Raw genomic sequence first — 19223 nt, 5'->3', positions numbered from 1 at the left:
GTGCCGGCACTCTGTTTATAATAACCGTCATCTTGTCGGCGGGATTGGAGGAGGGGCCATGCAGGATACGGACGCCATCGACCGGACGATCCTCAGCATCCTGTCGAAGGAGGCGCGCATCCCCATGAAGTCGCTTGCCGGCCGGATCGGGCTTTCGCGCAGCGCCACCACCGAACGCGTCAGTCGGCTGGAAAAGGCCGGCATCATCCGCGGCTACCGCGCCGATATCGGCCAGCTCGATGACGGGCAGGTTCAGGCCTTCCTGCTCGTCACCCTGAAACGCACACCCTCGATCGGCGTACTCGATCGCCTCGCGGGCTTTTCGGCCGTGCGCAAGGTCTCTTCCGTCAGCGGCCAGCTCGATTTGGTGGTGGAAGTCGAGGTCGGCTCGATCAATGCGCTCAACGAATTGCGCAACGAGGTCTCGACCATGGACAATGTCGAGGACCTCACCACCTCCATCGTGCTGCGGCGGGATATCGAGCGCAGCTGATCGCTACAGCGGCCCACAGCGCTCGCGCATGGCGTCGCACGAGCGGCGCACCACCTCGGAAATCTCAAGAAGCTGCTTTGCGAGCGGTGTCGAGTTGCGCCAGATCATGCCGATGGTGCGGGCGGGCCGCGGGCTCTGGAAGCGGGCGATCGAGACCTGCGCCGAGCGGGTTTCCACCGGCACCGCCATTTCCGGGATCAGCGTGATGCCGATGCCGGCGCCGACCATCTGCACGAGCGTGGACAGCGAACTGCCCTCCATCACCTCGCGCGGCCGCGCCGAGCCGATGCGGCAGAAGGACAGCGCCTGATCGCGGAAACAATGGCCTTCTTCCAAGAGCAGCAGGCGCATTTCGCGCAGCTTGTCGGGCTCGGGCGTCGGCTTGCCCTCGTCCTCCCGATGGCGCACCAGTACGAATTCCTCCTCGAACAGCTTGAGTTCGGTGAGCGAAGGTTCCGAGACGGGGAGGGCGACGATCGCCATGTCGAGATCGCCCTGCCCGAGTTCCTGGATCAGCTTTGCCGTCATCGTCTCGCGCACCTCGATCTGGATGCCGTCGAAGGTTTTGTTCAGATCGTTTATGATGGCGGGCAAAAGGTAGGGCGCGACGGTGGGGATGATGCCGATACGCAGGCGCGACAGGAACGGCGTGCGCGAGGCGCGGGCAAGGTCGCCAAGCTCGTCGACGGCGCGCAGGATGCCGCGCACCCGCATGGCAAAGGTCTGGCCGAAGGCGGTCAGCTTCACCTCGCGGGCGCTGCGCTCGAAGAGGTCGTTGCCGAGTTCCTCTTCCAGCTCCTTGATCTGCATGGACAATGCCGGCTGGGAAATCGCACAGGCATCGGCCGCATGGCGGAACCGGCCATGGCGCGCCAGGGCTTCAAAATAGCGTAGCTGTTTCAGTGTAAGGTTGGTCATAATCTTAGCTTATCGCGGCGATCAGTAAATCCAACTTAAAATTATCGCAGGCTTCCGATAAGAAGGTATCAAGGGGAGGGCACAGGCTTCTCCTCAAGCCTTCGCAAGGCTGCCCCGAGCGGCAGGCCCAGGAAACAACAGGAGAGAATCATGGACCAGAAAACTGACACCGCGGGCAAGTGTCCCGTCGCCCATGCGGCACCGAAAGCCAGATCGAACCGCGACTGGTGGCCGGACCAGCTGGACGTGCAGGTTCTTCACAAGCACTCCAATCTTTCCGATCCCCTCGGCAAGGGGTTCGACTATGCAGAGGCCTTCAAGACGCTCGACCTCGATGCCGTCAAGCAGGACCTCACCGCCCTGATGACGGATTCGCAGGAGTGGTGGCCGGCCGACTTCGGCCATTACGGCGGCCTGTTCATCCGCATGGCCTGGCACTCAGCCGGCACCTACCGCATCACCGACGGCCGCGGCGGCGCCGGCCAGGGCCAGCAGCGTTTCGCGCCGCTCAACTCGTGGCCGGACAACGTCAACCTCGACAAGGCCCGCCGCCTGCTCTGGCCGATCAAGCAGAAATACGGCAACAAGATCTCCTGGGCCGACCTTCTCATCCTCACCGGCAACGTCGCGCTCGAATCCATGGGCTTCAAGACCTTCGGTTTCGCCGGCGGCCGCGCCGACGTCTGGGAGCCGGAAGAACTCTACTGGGGTCCGGAAGGCACCTGGCTCGGCGACGAGCGCTATAGCGGCGAACGCGAGCTGGCAGAACCGCTCGGCGCCGTGCAGATGGGCCTCATCTACGTCAACCCGGAAGGCCCGAACGGCAATCCCGATCCGCTGGCATCCGCCCGCGACATCCGCGACACCTTCGCCCGCATGGCGATGAACGACGAAGAGACCGTGGCGCTGATCGCCGGCGGCCACACCTTCGGCAAAACGCACGGTGCCGGTGACGCGTCGTTTGTCGGTATCGACCCGGAAGGCGGCGCACTCGAAGCGCAGGGCCTCGGCTGGAAGAGCACGTTCAATTCGGGCGTCGGCACGGATGCGATCGGCAGCGGCCTCGAAGTCACCTGGACCTCGACGCCGACCAAGTGGAGCAACAACTTCTTCTGGAACCTGTTCGGCTATGAATGGGAACTGGAAAAGAGCCCGGCCGGCGCGCACCAGTGGGTCGCGAAGGGTGCCGGCGCCACGATCCCGGATGCCTTCGATTCCACGAAGAAGCACCTGCCGAAGATGCTCACCTCCGACCTCGCGCTGCGCTTCGACCCGATCTACGAGAAGATCTCGCGCCGGTTCCTCGAAAACCCGGACCAGTTCGCCGATGCCTTCGCGCGTGCCTGGTTCAAGCTGACCCACCGCGACATGGGCCCGAAGGCCCGCTACCTCGGTCCGGAAGTGCCGGCGGAAGACCTGATCTGGCAGGACGTCGTCCCGGCCGTTGATCATCCGCTGGTCGACGACAAGGACGTCGCCGATCTCAAGGCGCGCGTTCTCGCCACCGACCTCTCGGTGCAGGAACTGGTCTCCACCGCCTGGGCGTCGGCCTCGACCTTCCGCGGTTCCGACAAGCGCGGCGGCGCCAATGGCGCGCGCATCCGCCTTGCGCCGCAGAAGGACTGGGAGGTCAACCAGCCGGCGCAGCTCGCCAAGGTTCTGGGCGTGCTCGAAGGCATCCAGGCAGACTTCAACGCGGCGCAGAGCGGCGGCAAGAAGATCTCGCTCGCGGACCTGATCGTGCTGGCCGGTGCGGCCGGCGTCGAGAAGGCGGCGAAGGCTGGCGGTTACGCTGTCGCCGTGCCGTTCACGCCGGGCCGCACGGATGCGTCGGACGCCCAGACCGATGCCGCATCCTTCGCAGCCCTTGAGCCGCGCGCCGATGGCTTCCGCAACTATGTGAACGCCAACCGTCATCAGTTCCTGAAGGGGGAAGAGGCGCTCATCGACCGCGCGCAGCTCCTGACGCTGACGGCGCCGGAGCTGACGGTGCTCCTTGGCGGCCTGCGTGTGCTGAAGGCCGGTGAACCGGAACACGGCGTCTTCACGACCCGTCCGGAAGCGCTGACGAACGATTTCTTCGTCAACCTGCTCGACATGGGCACCGTCTGGGCGCCCGTCGCCGACAAGAAGGGCGTCTATGAGGGCCGCGATCGCAAGACGAACGAACCCAAGTGGACTGCCACGCGCGTCGACCTGATCTTCGGCTCGCATTCGCAGCTGCGTGCATTCGCCGAAGTCTACGGTTCGTCCGATGCCAAGGAAAAGTTCGTCAAGGACTTCGTCTCGGCCTGGAACAAGGTGATGAACGCCGACCGCTTCGATCTCGTCTGATCGATGATATAGTTCAGGGCGCGGTTTACCCGCGCCCTGACGACCTGCCCGCCGCCGGGCCTGTTTCCTTTCCTCCAGCCGTCGCATATGAATCGGCCGATCCGAAGCTCAGCCTGCTGCAAGGAAACAAGGTGGACGTACATCCTCAACCGCCGCTGATCGCGCGAATCCGCTCGCAGGGACCGGCCATGACCCGGGCGCTGGAGCGCGTGGCTTCCTTCGTGCTGGCCGATCCGCAATCCGTGCTCTTCAAGAGCATCACGGAGCTTGCCGACGAGGCGCAGTCCTCCGAGGCGAGCGTGATCCGGTTCTGTCGCGAACTCGGCTATCCCGGCTTCCAGAATTTCAAGCTGGCGCTCGCGCATGAGCTTGCCACCCTCCAGCAGACCGCTTCCACCTCCGCCCCCGGCGACATGGTCCAGGAACTGGTCGAGACCGCCCGCATCGCGCTGGAGGAAACCGAAAGGATGCTCGATCGGCGGGCCATCGAGGAGGTGTCCTCGCTGCTGCTTTCGGCCCGCCATGTCGAGATTTTCGGCGTCGGGGCGTCTGCCATCACGGCGCAATATCTCGAATACAAGCTCGCCCGCCTCGGCATTTCCGCCCATATCGGCCGCGATGCGCACCTTGCCACCATGGCGTCCGCGACCGCCTCGCCCGCCGACCTCTACATCCTCGTTTCCACCTCCGGCTCGACCATCGATACGTTGCGCGTGGCGGAAAATGCCCATGCGCGCGGCGCCCGCATCGTCGGCATTACGCACCGCACGAAGAGCCCACTGGCCGCGATCTGCAACTTCGTGCTGCTTGCTTCCTCGCCGGAAACGCCGCTGACGGGCGGGGCCTTCCCGTCGAAGATCAGCCAGCTACTGATCGTCGACGCCATCGCCAACACGATCACCAAGCTTGATCCGGCACGTCTCGAAACGATCAGGGATACGGCGGAGAGCGTCAGCGACCGCAACATCTGAAGATTTCCCTTGAAGATAATCTTCAGATGAAAAAAATTATTGACGGTTTTCGCCAAAAGCCGTAACGTCGTCTCCAGTCAAGGAGATGCGGCGTTTATGGACATCATGGAAACAATGCGGGGCCGGCTTGTCGTGTCCTGCCAGGCGGCGGAAACCAGCCCGCTCTATGCCACGGAGCATATCGTGGCGCTTGCCCGCGCGGCCGTTCTCGGCGGCGCTTCGGGCGTGCGGATCGAGGGTGTGCGCAATGTCCAGGCGGTGCGCGGCGCTATCAGCTTGCCGGTCATCGGCATCACGAAAATCGCCCAGCCGGGCTCCGACGTCTACATCACGCCCTCGCTCGACGACGTGCAGGGCCTTGCCGCGGCAGGTGCCGACGTCATCGCCTTCGATGCGACGGACCGGCCGCGCCCGGTGCCGGTCGCCGACATTGTCGGCGAAATCGCGCGGCTGAAGAAAATCAGCATGGCGGATATCAGCACGCTGGCGGAGGCCAAGCAGGCGGTCGCCGCCGGCGCGGATTTCGTCGGCACCACGCTGTCCGGCTACACGCCTTATACGACCGGCACCACGGCCCCGGACTTCGCGCTGATGCAGGACCTTGCGACAGCGGGCATCCCCTTCGTCGCGGAGGGGCGGATCTGGGAGCCGGAGCAGGCGCGGCGCGCCCTGGAGCTTGGCGCGGCCTTCGTCGTCGTCGGCTCCGCCATTACCCGGCCGGACGAGATTACCAGACGGTTTGCCGACGCCCTTGCCGGCGGTGCGCGTTGAGATTTTGGAGGATGACATGATCAGGACGAAAAAAGTCGCCGTCATCGGCGCCGGTTTCATGGGCTCGATGCACGCCTCGATCTTTTCCAGCGACCCGCGGGCGGAGCTGGTGGCGATCGTCGACCGGGATGTTGCTCGGGCGCAGGCCGTGGCGGATGGGCTCGGCGGCGGTGTGCGCGTCTACGGCTCGCATGACGAACTGCTTGCGGCCGAAACGCTCGACCTCGTCAGCATCTGCACGCCGGACCATCTTCACCTCGAACCCGCTTTGGCGATCGCCGCCAAGGGCATCAACCTGTTCATCGAGAAGCCGATCGCCTCGACGCTGGAGGACGGCCGCAAGATCGTCGCGGCCTGCAAGGCGGCCAATGTGAAGCTCGGCGTCGGCTACCTGCTGCGCTTCGACCCGCGCTACTACAAGGCGCGTGAGCTGATCGAGACCGGCAAGATCGGCACGCCAATCCATGTCTACGCCCGCCGCAACAGCGCCCGCACCGAGGGGCCGAAGCGGTATGCCGGCACGCTGCCGCTCGCCATGCACGTCACCGTGCACGACGTTGACATGGTGCTGTGGATGCTGAAAGGCCAGGTGCCGGTCACCGCCTATGCGCAACAGACCGAAATCCTGCTCGGCAAGATGGGCACGCAGGACACGATTGCCGGCGTCGTGCGCCTTTCCGGCGGCACGGTGGTGACTTTCGAAAGCGCCTGGTCGCTGCCGGCGGGCGCCCGCCACATGATCGATGCGCGCCTCGAAATGATCGGCACGGAAGGCTCCTTCGAAGTGCAGTGCGGCGACAGCGGCCTCTATTTCGCCGACAACCAGGCCTCGCGCGAGATCGACACCCAGCACTGGCCGGAGATTGGCGGCAAGGTCGGCGGCGATCTCCGCCTCCAGCTTTCCGGCGTGCTCGAATGGATCGACGGCGCCGAATGTCAGGTCGCGACCGGCGAGGAGGCGCTGCTGTCCCTCGAACTCACGCAGGCGCTCGTGCGCTCAGCGGATACGGGCGAGGTGCAGCGGTTCTGAACTCGACAGAAATACAGCGCGGCTAGGCGCTGCGAAGTGCAACTGACGGCTCGTTGACGAGCGCTATCCAAAAAAGGGGAACGACATGAAAAGACGTCAATTTATTGCTCTGACACTTGCACTGTCCTCGTCCGTGGCGGTGCCGGCCTTCGCGCAGGATGCGGACCAGCCCTACAAGGGAACCCGCCTTGCCGTGCTGATGGAAGGTCACCCGACCACCGAGGGCATCCAGGCGCTGCTGCCGGAATTCACGGCGGCGACCGGCATCGAGGTCGAGCTCGAAGTGGTGCCGGAATCCGACATCACCGCGAAGATGCTGCTGGAGTTTTCCTCCGGCTCCGGCCGCTATGACGTGGTCCAGAACAACATCATCTACATTCCGGGTTTCCTGAAGGCCGGCTATATCGCGCCGCTCGACGACTTGGCGGGCAAGTTCCCCGCCAATTATGACAAGGCCGACTTCGTGCCCGGCTACCTCAACACCAATATCGTCGACGGCAAGCTCTATGGCCTGCCGGTCTATGGCGAAAGCACCTTCCTGATGTACCGGAAGGACCTGTTCGAAGAATATGGCATTGCTCCTCCCAAGAGCTTTGGCGAGGTGACGGCGGCCGCGAAGACGATCAAGGAAAAATCGAACGGCGCGGTCGCCGGCATCACCATGCGCGGTGCGCAGGGCATCCAGAACGTCTATGTCTGGGCCGGCTGGCTCTGGGGCTATGGCGGCGAGTTCATCGGCGCGGACGGCAAGTCGGCGCTCGGCAGCGATGAGGCGGCCGCCTCGCTCGATGCCTTTGCCGGCGTGCTGCGGGATTATGGCCCGGTCGGCGTCGCCAATTTCGGCTGGGAGGAAAACCGCGTGCTCTTCCAGCAGGGCAAGGCCGGCATGACGATGGATGCCACCGTCAACGGCGCCTTCAACGAGGACGCTTCCATTTCCTCCGTCGTCGGCAAGGTCGGTTACGTGCCGGTGCCGGTGGAGACCGACAAGCTGAAGGGCGGCTCTTCCTCGCTTGCCGTGCACAGCCTCTACATCTCCGAGGCCTCGCAGCAGAAGGAAGCGGCCTGGCTCTTCGCCTCCTGGGCGACGGCGAAAGAGCAGCAGGTCAAGTCCTTCGGTCTCGCGCCGAATTCCGGCGTGACCTCGCTTGCGGCGCTGAACTCGGAGGAGTTCAACAAGCGCTACGGCGCCTTCAAGGATGCCATGCTCGCCTCGATCAATGCCGGCAATCCGCAGTATCTGCCGACCGTCGAGGCCGCCAACGAAGTCATCAACAATGCCGGCATCGCGGTATCGAAGGTGCTCGCCGGCACGGCCACGGCCAAGGATGCGCTCGCCGAGGCGAACGCCGCCAACGACGCGGCCCTCAGCCGTTGATCATCCCGGCCGTGCCCGGTTCGCCGGGCATGGCCAGCCTCACGGGGAGCGGCACCATGAAGGATGCGACCACCTATTTCTACCGTCCGGTCGTCCTGTTTTTCGGCACGGTCTCGGTCATCCTGACCGTCTATGTCGTGTGGCTGACGCTGCACAATATCAGTCTGCTTCGTCCGGGGCAGGAAAGCTTCATCGGCTTCGACAACTATGTCCGGCTGCTGTTCGACGGCCGCGCCATCAACGCGCTCGGGCGCACCGTGCTGTTCACGGTCGCGGCGACCGTCATCGAAGTCTCTCTGGGGCTTGCGATCTCGCTGCTGGTGGATCGGGAGTTCCTGGGAAAACGCATCGTGCGCGGCATCCTGCTGGTGCCGATCGTCATGACGCCGGTCGTCGTCGGTCTCACCTGGCGTTTCCTGCTCGATCCGTCAAACGGCATGATGAATTACCTGCTGTCCACCATCGGCCTCGGCCCGGTCGACTGGCTCGGCAATCCGAATGTCGCGCTGTTCTCGCTGCTGATGGCCGATATCTGGCAATGGACGCCCTTCGTCGTGCTGCTCACCATGGCCTCGCTGGAATCGCTGCCGGGCGACCCGCAGAACGCCGCGCGTGTCGATGGCGCGCGGGAATGGCAGGTGCTCTGGTACATCACGCTGCCGGCGCTGAAGCGGGCGCTGATGGTGGTGGCCCTCATCCGCGCGATCGACGCGGTCAAGGCCTTCGATATCTTCTACATCATGACGCGCGGCGGGCCGGCGCTCTCCACGGAGACGCTCAACCTCTACGGCTACATCTCCGCCTTCACCAATTTCGACATCTCCTATTCGCTGACAATAGCCATGGTGCTGACCATTCTCACGAACGTCGCCCTGCTGCTGCTCTACAACCTCGCCTTCAAGGCGCCGAAGCAAGGAGAAGCCTGATGCGCCGGATCATCTTCTGGATCGCGCTCGCCATCCTTCTCCTCTGCGTGCTCTTCCCGCTCTACTGGGTGGTGGCGACCTCGCTGAAGACCCAGCGCGACGCCTTCGCCATGCCGCCGGTCTGGCTGTTTGCGCCGACCTGGGAGAACTATGCCAAGGTGCTGAACAACGGCGTCTTCATCCGCGCCTTCTTCAACAGCGTGGTGATCTCGTTTTCGGCAAGCCTGATCTCCGTCGGCGTCGGCGCGCTCGTCGCCTATGGCCTTGTGGCGCAGGACGAAGCGACCAAGCGGCAGAACGAGAAGTTCATTCTCAGCCTGCGCATCGCGCCGCCGCTAATCTTCATCATCCCGACCTATTTTCTGGCGGCGCAGATGAAGCTGCTCAACAACCACTGGATCGTCATCGGCGTCTATGCCTTCGTCAACATTCCCTTCGCGATCTCGCTGCTGATCACCTTCTTCGAGGATATTCCGCGGGAATTGCGGGATGCGGCGAAGGTCGATGGTGCGCGCGAATTCACCATTTTTCGCGAGATTTTCCTGCCGGTGGCATTCGGCGGCATCGTTGCCACCTTCATTCTCTGCGTGCTCTTCACCTGGAACGAATTCTTCATCGCGCTGGTGCTGACGGGCCGCGATACGCAGACCCTGCCGGTCAGCATCACCTCCTTCCTCACCTTCCAGGGCGTGCAATGGGGACCGCTGACGGCGGCGGCGACGCTGGTCATGCTGCCGATGCTGGTTCTGGGAATGCTGGTTCAGGGCAAGGTCGTGCGCGGCATGTCGCTCGGCAGCATCAAGGGATAGAACGATGATGGAAACCAACACAATGACGCGGTCCCTTCTCTTGAAAAGCATCCGCAAATCCTATGGCAATGTCAGCGTGCTGAAGGGCATCGACATCGAGGTCAACGAGGGTGATTTCGTGGTGCTGCTCGGCCCCTCGGGCTGCGGGAAATCCACCCTGCTGCATGCCATTGCCGGACTGCACCCGATCGACGGCGGTCTGATCGAGATCGACGGGCGGGACGTGACGGCCGTGCCGACGCGCGAGCGCGACATCGCCATGGTGTTCCAGTCCTACGCGCTGTATCCGAACATGACGGTCCGGCAGAACATCGCCTTTCCACTGCGCATGCGCCGCACCAATGCGGCGGACATGCAAGACAAGGTGATGCAGGTGGCAAAACTCCTGCAGATCGAACAACTGCTGGAGCGCAAGCCGCGCGAACTCTCCGGCGGCCAGCGGCAGCGCGTGGCGATCGGCCGGGCGCTGGTGCGTGACCCGAAAGTCTTCCTCTTCGACGAACCGCTCTCCAATCTCGATGCCACGCTTCGCGTCGAGACGCGGGTGGAGATCAAGCAGCTGCATGAGCGCATCGGCAAGACGATGATCTATGTGACGCACGACCAGATCGAGGCGATGACGCTCGCCACCAAGATCGTCGTGATGCACAAGGGTGAGGTGCAGCAGATCGGCAGCCCTTACGAAATCTACCACCGCCCGGCCAATCTCTTCGTCGCAAAATTCGTCGGCTCGCCCGCCATGCATTTCGTGCCCGGCGCACTTGCGCTCGCTGACGGGAAACCGTCCTTCAGCGACGGGAAGGGCTGGACGCTGCCGCTCTCCCTGCCGGCGGATGCCGCGGCAAACAGCGACGTGCTGCTCGGCATCCGGCCGGAACATATACGGCTTGCGCGGGAGGGGTCGCAGGCGATCGACGCCAAGGTCGAAATGGTGGAATCCACCGGGCCGGAGGACAATGTCACGCTGTCGGTGCACGACCATTTGCTGGTCGCCCGCATGGAGACCGGCAGCGTCTCGCAGGGTTCCACCGTGCCGGTGACGATCGCGGCCGACAAGGTTTCGCTTTTCGATGCCGCCAGCGGCCGGTTGATCGGCTAGGATCGTGCCTATGACGGACGATAGCGCAATCCTGGCCGTGGATATTGGCGGCACGAAAACCCTGGTCGCCCTTGTCGACGCGTCCGGCGTGGTGGAAGAGGTCACGGTCGCGACTGCCCGGGACGACGGCCCCGACCACTGGCTCGAAGCGGCGTTTTCCGCCGCAAAACCCTGGCAGGGGCGGTTCCATGGCGTCGGCCTTGCCGTCACCGGCTTCGTGCGGAATGGCTGCTGGTCGGCGATGAACCCGGCGACATTGGGTATTCCGCCGGACTATCCGCTCATCGCCCGGGTCGAAGCGCTCACCTCCCTGCCGGCCATCGCCGTCAACGATGCGCAGGCCGCCGCCTGGGGCGAACATGCCTTTGGTGCCGGACGCAGCGGAGACCTCGTCTTCCTCACCATATCAACCGGAATCGGCGGCGGCATCGTGCTCGATGGCCGGCTGCAAAAGGGCCTCGCCGGGCACTTCGGGCTCACCACCGATGGCGACGACGGCGCCTTCCTCGAAGACCGCGTTTCCGGACGCTGGATGGCGGCGGAAGCCCGGCGCCAGGGACATGAGGCCGATGCGCGCCAGGTTTTTGCCCATGCATCGCGCGGCGAGACATGGGCGATGGACATCGTCGCGGCCTCCGCCCAGCGCGTGGCGCGGCTCTGCCGCAATATCCAGCTGGCGCTCGATCCGCCCCGCATCGTGCTCGGTGGCGGCATCGGTCTGGCGGAAGGTTTCATCGATCGGGTCAACGCTCTCCGGCCGCCGCTCGGCGCCGTTTCGCCGGTGCCGATCCACCGCGCCGAGCTCGGTGTTCGCGCCGGCATCCTTGGGGTCGCGGATCTCGCGCGTATCGCATTTTCGGGGCAGGGCCGCTAAGGCGCGCCGTCCCCATTTGTCGAAAAGGAGGAACCGGATGTCGGTTCGCAACGCGGCCATGGCGGACATGGCCTTCATCATGGATGCCTATCGCCTGGCCTTTGCCGTCAACGAAGCGTGGACGCGCAATTATGTGCGCATGACGGGCATCGAGTGCTTCCGCATCCTCGAAAAGGACGGTGTGCCTGCCGCGGTCTGGGCGGTCGTGCCCTGCGGCCACTGGTTCGGCGGGCGAGCCGTGCCAGCGGCCAACATCGCCCATATCGCGATCCAGCCGGAATTCCGCGGCGGGGGGCTCGCCGCGGAGATCATGGAGCTATCCTGTGACGATGCGCGCAAAGGCGGCGCTTGCCTCGCCAGCCTTTTTGCTTCGACGCGCCCGGTCTATCGCCGCTCTGGTTTCAACCTCGCCGGCCACGAGATGATCTACGAGGCGCAAACCGCGGAATTCTACAAGATCCGGCAGGACATCCGCGTCCGCCGCATACCCCTCGCCGAGGCGCAGGCCGTCCTCGACCCGATCTACCGGCGCGCCTGCCGCAATGAATCCGGCCTGCTCGACCGCAACGACGCGCACTGGAACGCCCGCCTCGACGAAACGACATACATTCCCTCAGCCTTCGTCCTGGGCGATGACGAAGGCTATGTGGTGATCGAGACGCCCAGCGAAGACGTCCTGGAAATCCGCGATTGGGCCGCCCTGAACGGTGCGGCCGCGCGACAGATCCTGAAATTCATCGGTACGTTTTCGACGGTCTATCGCACGGTGCGCTGGCACGGCGCGCCGCAGGATGCGCTGGTCTTCGCCATGCCGGACAAGGGATGGTCGCTGGTCCACCAGGAAGAGTTTCTCATGCGCGTGCTGGACCCCGTCGCCGCCCTGAACGCGCGCGGTTATGCTTGTGCTGATGGTAATTTGACGCTTACGATAGAAGGCACCGAACCGCAGATCCTGCACCTTGCCCTTCGCGACGGCAAGGCAAGCTGCACGCCTAGTCGTGGCGAGGGGCCGTCGCTGTCGATCGAAGCGGCCCAGCTTCCAAGCCTGTTCTCCGGCTTCCGCTCGGCGAGCTTCCTGCAACGCGCCGGCCATGTCGACGGCGATCCCGAGGCTGTTGTGCTCGCCGACCGCATTTTTGCCGGCCCGCCGCCTTGGGTTGCCGAGCATTTTTGAGTTAGCCGTTCATGTGAGCCTGCTGGCGCGGGGTCTCGATCGGGGAAAAGCCGAAGCGTTTCTTGTAGCAGGTCGCAAAATACTGGCTGGAGGAGAAGCCGCAGTCATAGGCGATGTTGGTGACGGTCTGCTGGCCGCTTTCCAGCAGTTGGCGCGCTGCATTGAGCCGCAGCATCTGGAGATAGCGCACCGGCGTCATGTTGGTCAGCACCTGGCAATGCTGGGTGAACTGTGTGCGTGATAGGTTACACTCCGCCGCCATGTTTTCCAGCGTCCAGTCCTCGTCGAGCGCATGTTTCAGCCGCTTCAGGAAGATTTCCACCGTGCGCTTCGAGCTTGCGAGCGCGAGGTCCAGCACGGGCGACTGGCTTTCCAGCATCTGGCGGAACTGCAGCAGCATCATCGAGATGAGCAGGCGCAGGCGCGCCTCTCCGCCGTCTATATCGCGACCCGCCACCACCTCGTGGATCTCCAGGAAGGTGCGCGCAACGTCGCGCGAGGCGAGGTAGGAGAGCTGTTCGTTTTTCGACAGGAGCTCGCTCAGCCGCTTGCGGTCGCGCTCCGGCCACCCGATCCAGTCCGGCCAGAGCCAGGTCTCGTGCGGTCGGCGCACGCCCATGTCCATCAGCACCCAGATGATGTGGCTGGCGCCGATATTCGGGTCGCCGAGCGCATGCAGCTGCCAGGGCCGCACAACGAACATCTGGCCCTCGTTGATGACCGTCCTTCGACCATCCATGGTGATCGCCAGCGAACCGCGGGCGAGATAGGCGATCTTGACGCCCTCGTTGCAATGTTCGCGCAGGCCCCAGTCCTGCGGGATCGTTGCGTCCCAGCCGCCGACGGAGCAGACCTGTGGCAGCGCGTTTCCGAGGTCGATGCCCGGATAGCCGCGCCGCGTCCAGGCATTGAGCGAGACCTGCCCGGCAAGCGAGGCCTTCATCAGGTCCTGGCAGTTTCCGGCATAGAGCAGGGCGCCCGGCTCGCGGAAAACCGCCGGCCGGTTGACGGCCCGTTCATTGCTGCCCTTGCTCATCGCTCCCCCTCCGTCGATGTCTAAAATTTACCGGTCGTCTATTTCGAACGCGGACAGCGATTTATTGCGCAATGCTGGGACATCATCAAGCGACAAATGGAGGCGCTGGTGATTTGTCGTTGAAACTCAACGGCATGGAGGAGAATCAGGGAGGATTTGCCGGTGCGGATAGGCTTCCACACGGACGCGTTCAACTCGGCCTACTGGTCGTTCGAAAAATGCTTGCAGTGGGCGAGCGACAACGATGTGCACTTCATCGAGTGCGGCCTGATCGACGGGGTGAGCTGGATCCATGGTCTCGGCTACCAGCCGCATGTCGCGCTTTACGAGGACCCCGCGCTGCTGCGCCGCAAGATGGATCGCTACGGCGTGCGCTTCTCCCAGGTCGATGCTGCCTATCCGCTTTCCGGCGAGGATGGCCCGCTCCGCGGCGTGCCCTATGTGCTGAAATCGATCGCCTGGGCCGCGCAGGCGGGCAGCCCCTGCGTCGACACGACCGACGGGCTGCACATGCCGGCGGGTTTGAGCGAAGAGGAATCGATGGCGCTGATGAAGCGCAGCTACGAGAAGATCATCGAGGTCGCGGAGGCGCACGAGATCATCATCAACATCGAGCCGCACGGCTATTTCACGACGCGTCCCGAATTCATGGCGCGCATGCTGGCCTTCGTGGATTCTAAGTGGCTGCGCATGAACATGGACACCGGCAACACCTTCATCGCCGGCCAGGAGCCGACGGCATTCCTGCCGCGCTTCATCGACAAGGTTAGCCATGTGCACGTCAAGGACGTGTCGCAGTCGCTGGCGGATGCGGTGCGCGGCGGGCAGACCGGCATTGCCGTCAGCCATTGCGCGCTCGGCGACGGCGTCAACGCCGAGAATATCAAGGCCTGTCTCGCCCAATTGCGCGACCATGGTTATGACGGCGTGCTGAGCCTCGAATGCGAGGGGGCGGCCGGGCCGATGATCGAGAAATCGCTCGCCTGGATCCGCGGCACCTGCCGCGATCTCGGCATCAAGCTGCATTGAGCGCGCCATGAAACTCGGCATCAACCTGCTGTGCCTGACCGATTTCGTCGAGGACCAGCATCTCGAAAGTATCGGGCGGCTGCGCGACCTCGGTTATGACGGCGTGGAGGTTCCGGTCCTCAAGGGGGACATCGGCCACTACGAGCACCTCGGCAGGGAGCTGGATGTACTCGGCCTTGGCCGATCGACCACGTCGATCGTGCCGACGCCGGAGGCCAATCCGGTCAGCAGCGATGCCGAGGTGCGGGCGCGGGGGCTTGCCCATCTCGACTGGGCGCTGGATTGCGCCATCGCGCTGGGCGCCGAAAGCATGGGCGGGCCGTTCCATGCGCCGATCGGCTTTTTCACCGGCGCGGGCGCAAGCGAGGACGAACTGAAGTACGGCGCGGACGCACACCGGGCACTAGCGGAGCGGGCGGCGACCAACGAGATGCTTCTGAGCCTGGAGCCGCTCAACCGTTTCGAGACCTATTACCTCAACACGATGGAGCAGGCCCGCGCCTATGTCGACCGCGTGGGACATCCCGCCTTCAAGATCATGTACGACACCTTCCACGCCAATGTGGAGGAGCGGCGGCCGGAGGAAGCGATCCGGCTGATCGGCCCGGATATCGGCGTCTTCCACGTCTCGGAAAACGACCGTGGCATCCCCGGGCGCGGGCACATAGATTTCCGGGCCATGTTCACCGTGCTGAAGGAGATCGGTTATGACGGCTGGTTGACGCTTGAGGCCTTCGGGGCCGGCCTGCCGGCCATCGCGACGGCGACCCGCGTCTGGCGGCCGCTGTTTCCGGATTTCGAGACGCTGTTCTCCGAAAGCGCAACGTTCATTCGCAAGACATGGGCAGAAGCATGAATAGTCCCGCAATCGAGATGCGCGGCATCACCAAGAGTTTTCCCGGCGTGAAGGCGCTGAGGAGCGTGAGTTTTTCGGCCTATCCGGGCGAGGTGCATGCGCTCGCCGGCGAAAACGGCGCCGGCAAGTCGACATTGATGAAGATCCTCTCCGGCGTCTACCGGCTGGATGGCGGCGCCGTCGTCGTTGGCGGCGAGGAGCGGCATTTCAGCCATCCGCTGGAGGCGATCCGCGACGGTATCGCGGTGATCTACCAAGAATTCTCCCTGCTGCCGGAGCGTACGGTGGCGCAGAACATCTTTCTCGGCCGCGAGCCGACGCGGCTTGGCCTGATCGACTACAGGGCGATGAACGCGGAGGCGCGGCGGGTGCTGGCGCTGTTCGGCTCGGCGCACCGCATCGAGCCGGATACGGTCGTCGCCGATCTCGACGTCGCGAGCCAGCAATTGGTCGAGATCGCCAAAGCTGTCTCGCTCGATGCGAAGGTCATCGTGATGGACGAGCCGACGGCGGCGCTCAACGAGGCGGAATGCGAGGTGCTGTTCGGCCTTGTGGATACGCTGAAGAAGCGAGGCGTGGCGATCGTCTACATTACCCACCGCATGCGCGAGATCACGCGGCTGGCCGATCGGGTGACCGTGCTGAAGGACGGCGAGACGGCGGCGAGCTTCGACCATGTGCCGGAGCCCGACGCGATCGTGCGCGCCATGGTTGGCCGCGATATCGGCGATTTCTATGCCGCGCCGGCAACGCCACAGGAGATCGGCGAGGTCGTGCTGTCCGTGCGCCATGCCGGCAATGAGCGGCTGAAGGATATTTCCTTCGAGTTGCGCGCGGGCGAGATCGTCGGATTTGCCGGATTGCAGGGGGCAGGACGCGTGGCGCTGGCCCAGGCGATCTTCGGCTTTGCGCCCTTCACCGAAGGCGAGGTGGAGCTTGCCGGTAAGCCGGCGCGCTTCACCAATCCGCGCGACGCCATCCGCGCCGGCATCGGCCTTTTGCCGGGCGACCGCAAGGCCGAGGGACTGGTGCTGATGCAGTCGGTTTCGGACAATGGTTTGCTGACGGCACGGGCGCTATCGGGTCTGGCGGGCAAGGCCGATGCCACGCCCTTTGCCTCCGCCGAAGAGATGGACAAGCTGCTGCACGAGCTCGATGTCAGGGCCGGCAGTTTTTCGCAGGAGATCAAGGCGCTCTCCGGCGGCAACCAGCAGAAGGCGATCGTCGCGCGCTGGCTGGCGCTGGCGCCGCGGCTGCTGATCTTCATCGAGCCGACACGCGGCATCGACGTCAATGCCAAGGCCGGCATCTATCACCTGATGCGCGATCTTGCGCGCAAGGGCACGGCGATCATGATGGTGTCGTCCGATCTGCCGGAGGTGCTGGGCGCCGCCGACCGCATCCTCGTCATGCGCGCCGGCGAACTCGTGGCCGCATTCCCGCGTGGCGTATCGGAGGCCGATGTCATGCTCGCCGCAACCGGCGAAGAGGCGGTGGCGGCATGAACACGGCGACCCTGACCAAACGTCCCGCCTGGCGCATGGAGCGCTACGCACCGGCTTTGCTGCTTGCCGCAGCGCTCGCCATCTATATCGTGATCGCGCTCAGCCTCGGCCTCACGCGGTTCCTGACGCCGGAAGCGGCAGTCTCCATCCTCAACCGCTCCATCGCGCTCGGCATCACCGCCGTCGGCCAGACCTTTGCGATCCTCGTCGGCTCGATCGACCTGTCGGTGGCGCATCTGATATCGGCTTCCGCGGTCGTCTCCTCGGCGATCATGAACGGCGACCCAGCAATGATGCTGCCCGCGGTCCTCGCCGTGCTGCTGATGGGCGCCGTGGTCGGCACGCTGAACGGGCTGATGATCACCAAGCTGGAGGTCAATCCGCTGATCGCGACGCTCGGCATGGCGCTGATCATCCAAGGCTGCCTCGCCTCCTTCCACGGCCGTTTCGGCGGTTCGGTGCCGGATGCGTTCCAGTATTTCGCCTATGGCGAAGTGCTGGGCCTGCCGGTGAGCCTCATCGTTCTGGCGCTGCTCGTGCTGGCGGCCTGGGCCGTGCTTCGCTTCACTCGCTTCGGCTCGAACATCTATTCGGTCGGTGGCAATCGCGACACGGCGCGCGCGGCCGGCATCAAGACGGCGCGCGTGGTGATGGTGAGCCATATCATCTGCAGCCTCTGCGCTTCGCTCGCCGGCCTCTATCTCGCAAGCCGGCTGAAATCCGGCTCCCCGTGGATCGGCACGGAGGGTGCCTATGATCTGGAATCGATCGCAGTGGTCGTCATCGGCGGCACGATCCTTTCCGGCGGCAAGGGCGGCATCTGGGGCACCGTGGCGGGTGTCATCATCTTCTCGCTGATCGATTCGATCTTCAATCTCGCCGGCGTCGATGCCTTCGCCAAGCAGGTGATGCGCGGCATCATCATCGTCGCCGCCGTCGCCTTCTATGCCGTGCGTTCGAAGAGGATAGTGGCATGATCCAAGAAACCGTCGGTTCCGCCAAGGCGCCTGGCGCCGCAAGGGGCGGCCGTCTGCCGAAGATCAATCCCATCTTCTTCGTGCTCGCAGCGCTGCTTGTCGCCATCACACTGTCCAACCCGAATTTCGTCGAGCCCACCGGCTACATGAATTTCCTGAAGCGGGCCGCGCCGCTGGCGATCCTCGCCGCCGGGCAGATTTATGTCATCGTCTCGGGTGGCTTCGATCTCTCCGTCGGCTCGGTGATCACGCTGACGGTGGTCGGCTCCTCCATGCTGCTCAACAACAATGCCGATGCGACCTGGTGGGTGATCCCGGTCATGTATGCGGTCGGACTTGCCGTCGGCGTGGTCAACGGGCTTGTGGTCAGCTATCTCCGCGTACCCTCGCTGATCGCCACGCTCGGCATGATGATCACGCTAAACGGGGCGGCCTTCATGTGGTCGAGCGGCTCGCCGCGCGGCTATCTGCCGGAGACGTTCCGCTTCTTCGGGCGCACCAATATCCAGGGCATTCCGTTGATCCAGTTCCTGCCAGTGGCCCTTGTGGTGCTCATCGTGGTCGGGATCGGCCTGTTCTGGGTCATGCACCGCACCAATCTCGGGCGTCTGCTGCATGCGATCGGTGATAATCCGCGGGCAGCGCAGATGTCGGGCGTGCCGCTGGAACGGGTGCGCATCATCGCCTTCGTCGTCTCGTCGCTGAGCGCGGTGACGGCCGGCATTCTGCTTGGCGGCTTTGCCGGGGTCTCGACGGATGTTGGCGTCGGCTACGAATTGCAGGCGATCACCGCCTGCGTCATCGGCGGCGCGCAGCTTCTCGGCGGGCGCGGCTCGGTGCCGGCCTCGATTGCCGGTGCGCTGACGCTGACGGCGATCTTCACGCTGCTCAACTTCATCGGCTTGCCGAAACCGGTGCGCGATGTCGTGCAGGGCGTGATCCTGATCGTCGCCGTCGTGCTTGCCACCTACCGGCGCAACCGCGCCGGCGGGACCTGAATTTCGCCGGCCGCAAGGCCGTCGGGAGGAACCTGAACATCATGA

18 protein-coding genes are annotated in these 19223 nt (G+C 64.3%); 16 read left to right on the top strand and 2 right to left on the bottom strand.

Annotation, left to right across the window (positions count from 1 at the left end):
* Positions 1 to 58 precede the first annotated feature (58 nt).
* Positions 59 to 493, top strand: a complete 435-nt coding sequence (locus AC1RWL_RS22755) for an Lrp/AsnC family transcriptional regulator (RefSeq protein ID WP_256119645.1) — start codon at positions 59 to 61, stop codon at positions 491 to 493.
* A gap of 3 nt (positions 494 to 496) precedes the next feature.
* Here the strand turns inward: AC1RWL_RS22755 and AC1RWL_RS22750 are convergent, their stop codons facing one another.
* On the bottom strand, positions 497 to 1411 hold the full coding sequence (locus tag AC1RWL_RS22750; RefSeq protein WP_493096032.1) for a hydrogen peroxide-inducible genes activator: 915 nt from the start codon (positions 1409 to 1411) through the stop codon (positions 497 to 499).
* 150 nt (positions 1412 to 1561) lie between these two features.
* Between AC1RWL_RS22750 and katG the strand changes: the two genes are divergently transcribed.
* From katG to AC1RWL_RS22700, 10 genes are all read left to right on the top strand, one after another.
* Complete coding sequence (gene katG, locus AC1RWL_RS22745; protein ID WP_493096033.1) at positions 1562 to 3745, top strand: catalase/peroxidase HPI; 2184 nt, start codon at positions 1562 to 1564, stop codon at positions 3743 to 3745.
* A 131-nt stretch (positions 3746 to 3876) separates the two neighbouring features.
* A complete protein-coding gene (locus AC1RWL_RS22740) occupies positions 3877 to 4716 on the top strand; it encodes a MurR/RpiR family transcriptional regulator (protein ID WP_493096034.1) in 840 nt (279 codons plus the stop codon).
* 96 nt (positions 4717 to 4812) lie between these two features.
* On the top strand, positions 4813 to 5487 hold the full coding sequence (locus tag AC1RWL_RS22735) for an N-acetylmannosamine-6-phosphate 2-epimerase (RefSeq protein ID WP_493096035.1): 675 nt from the start codon (positions 4813 to 4815) through the stop codon (positions 5485 to 5487).
* 16 nt (positions 5488 to 5503) lie between these two features.
* Entirely contained in the window at positions 5504 to 6517 is a 1014-nt protein-coding gene (locus AC1RWL_RS22730; protein ID WP_493096036.1) for a Gfo/Idh/MocA family protein, read from the top strand.
* Positions 6518 to 6602: 85 nt separating this feature from the next.
* Complete coding sequence (locus tag AC1RWL_RS22725; RefSeq protein WP_493096037.1) at positions 6603 to 7895, top strand: ABC transporter substrate-binding protein; 1293 nt, start codon at positions 6603 to 6605, stop codon at positions 7893 to 7895.
* 56 nt (positions 7896 to 7951) lie between these two features.
* Positions 7952 to 8821: a carbohydrate ABC transporter permease gene (locus AC1RWL_RS22720; RefSeq protein WP_256119652.1), complete on the top strand. Its 870-nt coding sequence runs from the start codon at positions 7952 to 7954 to the stop codon at positions 8819 to 8821.
* A complete protein-coding gene (locus tag AC1RWL_RS22715) occupies positions 8821 to 9630 on the top strand; it encodes a carbohydrate ABC transporter permease (protein WP_435266501.1) in 810 nt (269 codons plus the stop codon). The genes AC1RWL_RS22720 and AC1RWL_RS22715 overlap by 1 nt, the downstream gene beginning before the upstream one ends.
* 22 nt (positions 9631 to 9652) lie before the next feature.
* Positions 9653 to 10729, top strand: coding sequence for an ABC transporter ATP-binding protein (locus AC1RWL_RS22710; RefSeq protein ID WP_493096038.1), 1077 nt, complete (start codon positions 9653 to 9655; stop codon positions 10727 to 10729).
* Positions 10730 to 10739: 10 nt separating this feature from the next.
* On the top strand, positions 10740 to 11603 hold the full coding sequence (locus tag AC1RWL_RS22705) for an ROK family protein (RefSeq protein ID WP_493096039.1): 864 nt from the start codon (positions 10740 to 10742) through the stop codon (positions 11601 to 11603).
* A 37-nt stretch (positions 11604 to 11640) separates the two neighbouring features.
* Positions 11641 to 12777, top strand: a complete 1137-nt coding sequence (locus AC1RWL_RS22700; protein WP_493096040.1) for a GNAT family N-acetyltransferase — start codon at positions 11641 to 11643, stop codon at positions 12775 to 12777.
* 1 nt (position 12778) lies between these two features.
* Here the strand turns inward: AC1RWL_RS22700 and AC1RWL_RS22695 are convergent, their stop codons facing one another.
* Positions 12779 to 13813: a helix-turn-helix domain-containing protein gene (locus tag AC1RWL_RS22695; RefSeq protein ID WP_493096041.1), complete on the bottom strand. Its 1035-nt coding sequence runs from the start codon at positions 13811 to 13813 to the stop codon at positions 12779 to 12781.
* Between the two features lie 162 nt (positions 13814 to 13975).
* Between AC1RWL_RS22695 and AC1RWL_RS22690 the strand changes: the two genes are divergently transcribed.
* The 5 genes from AC1RWL_RS22690 to AC1RWL_RS22670 are packed head-to-tail and all read left to right on the top strand — an operon-like array spanning position 13976 to position 19178.
* A complete protein-coding gene (locus tag AC1RWL_RS22690) occupies positions 13976 to 14842 on the top strand; it encodes a sugar phosphate isomerase/epimerase family protein (RefSeq protein ID WP_493096042.1) in 867 nt (288 codons plus the stop codon).
* Positions 14843 to 14849: 7 nt separating this feature from the next.
* Positions 14850 to 15698 (top strand): sugar phosphate isomerase/epimerase family protein, encoded by an 849-nt coding sequence (locus tag AC1RWL_RS22685; protein WP_493096043.1) that lies wholly within the window; start codon positions 14850 to 14852, stop codon positions 15696 to 15698.
* Positions 15695 to 17203: a sugar ABC transporter ATP-binding protein gene (locus AC1RWL_RS22680; RefSeq protein ID WP_493096044.1), complete on the top strand. Its 1509-nt coding sequence runs from the start codon at positions 15695 to 15697 to the stop codon at positions 17201 to 17203. The genes AC1RWL_RS22685 and AC1RWL_RS22680 overlap by 4 nt, the downstream gene beginning before the upstream one ends.
* On the top strand, positions 17200 to 18180 hold the full coding sequence (locus tag AC1RWL_RS22675) for an ABC transporter permease (protein WP_493096045.1): 981 nt from the start codon (positions 17200 to 17202) through the stop codon (positions 18178 to 18180). Before AC1RWL_RS22680 ends, AC1RWL_RS22675 begins: the two co-directional genes overlap by 4 nt.
* Positions 18177 to 19178 carry an ABC transporter permease gene (locus AC1RWL_RS22670; RefSeq protein ID WP_493096046.1) on the top strand — a complete coding sequence of 334 codons (1002 nt, stop codon included), beginning with the start codon at positions 18177 to 18179 and terminating at the stop codon, positions 19176 to 19178. Before AC1RWL_RS22675 ends, AC1RWL_RS22670 begins: the two co-directional genes overlap by 4 nt.
* Positions 19179 to 19223: the final 45 nt, after the last annotated feature.

This window comes from Shinella sp. GW821-FHT10F02, from assembly GCF_058809275.1.
The sequence above is the reverse complement of the archived record's forward strand: the minus strand, read 5'-3'. Positions and strand labels throughout refer to the sequence as shown.

Coding starts and splice junctions, on each gene's coding strand:
- AC1RWL_RS22755 (WP_256119645.1), top strand. CDS start 59: ATGCAGGATACGGACGCCATCGACCGGACGATCCTCAGCATCCTGTCG.
- AC1RWL_RS22750 (WP_493096032.1), bottom strand. CDS start 1,411: ATGACCAACCTTACACTGAAACAGCTACGCTATTTTGAAGCCCTGGCG.
- katG (WP_493096033.1), top strand. CDS start 1,562: ATGGACCAGAAAACTGACACCGCGGGCAAGTGTCCCGTCGCCCATGCG.
- AC1RWL_RS22735 (WP_493096035.1), top strand. CDS start 4,813: ATGGACATCATGGAAACAATGCGGGGCCGGCTTGTCGTGTCCTGCCAG.
- AC1RWL_RS22730 (WP_493096036.1), top strand. CDS start 5,504: ATGATCAGGACGAAAAAAGTCGCCGTCATCGGCGCCGGTTTCATGGGC.
- AC1RWL_RS22725 (WP_493096037.1), top strand. CDS start 6,603: ATGAAAAGACGTCAATTTATTGCTCTGACACTTGCACTGTCCTCGTCC.
- AC1RWL_RS22720 (WP_256119652.1), top strand. CDS start 7,952: ATGAAGGATGCGACCACCTATTTCTACCGTCCGGTCGTCCTGTTTTTC.
- AC1RWL_RS22715 (WP_435266501.1), top strand. CDS start 8,821: ATGCGCCGGATCATCTTCTGGATCGCGCTCGCCATCCTTCTCCTCTGC.
- AC1RWL_RS22710 (WP_493096038.1), top strand. CDS start 9,653: ATGACGCGGTCCCTTCTCTTGAAAAGCATCCGCAAATCCTATGGCAAT.
- AC1RWL_RS22705 (WP_493096039.1), top strand. CDS start 10,740: ATGACGGACGATAGCGCAATCCTGGCCGTGGATATTGGCGGCACGAAA.
- AC1RWL_RS22700 (WP_493096040.1), top strand. CDS start 11,641: ATGTCGGTTCGCAACGCGGCCATGGCGGACATGGCCTTCATCATGGAT.
- AC1RWL_RS22695 (WP_493096041.1), bottom strand. CDS start 13,813: ATGAGCAAGGGCAGCAATGAACGGGCCGTCAACCGGCCGGCGGTTTTC.
- AC1RWL_RS22685 (WP_493096043.1), top strand. CDS start 14,850: ATGAAACTCGGCATCAACCTGCTGTGCCTGACCGATTTCGTCGAGGAC.
- AC1RWL_RS22680 (WP_493096044.1), top strand. CDS start 15,695: ATGAATAGTCCCGCAATCGAGATGCGCGGCATCACCAAGAGTTTTCCC.
- AC1RWL_RS22675 (WP_493096045.1), top strand. CDS start 17,200: ATGAACACGGCGACCCTGACCAAACGTCCCGCCTGGCGCATGGAGCGC.
- AC1RWL_RS22670 (WP_493096046.1), top strand. CDS start 18,177: ATGATCCAAGAAACCGTCGGTTCCGCCAAGGCGCCTGGCGCCGCAAGG.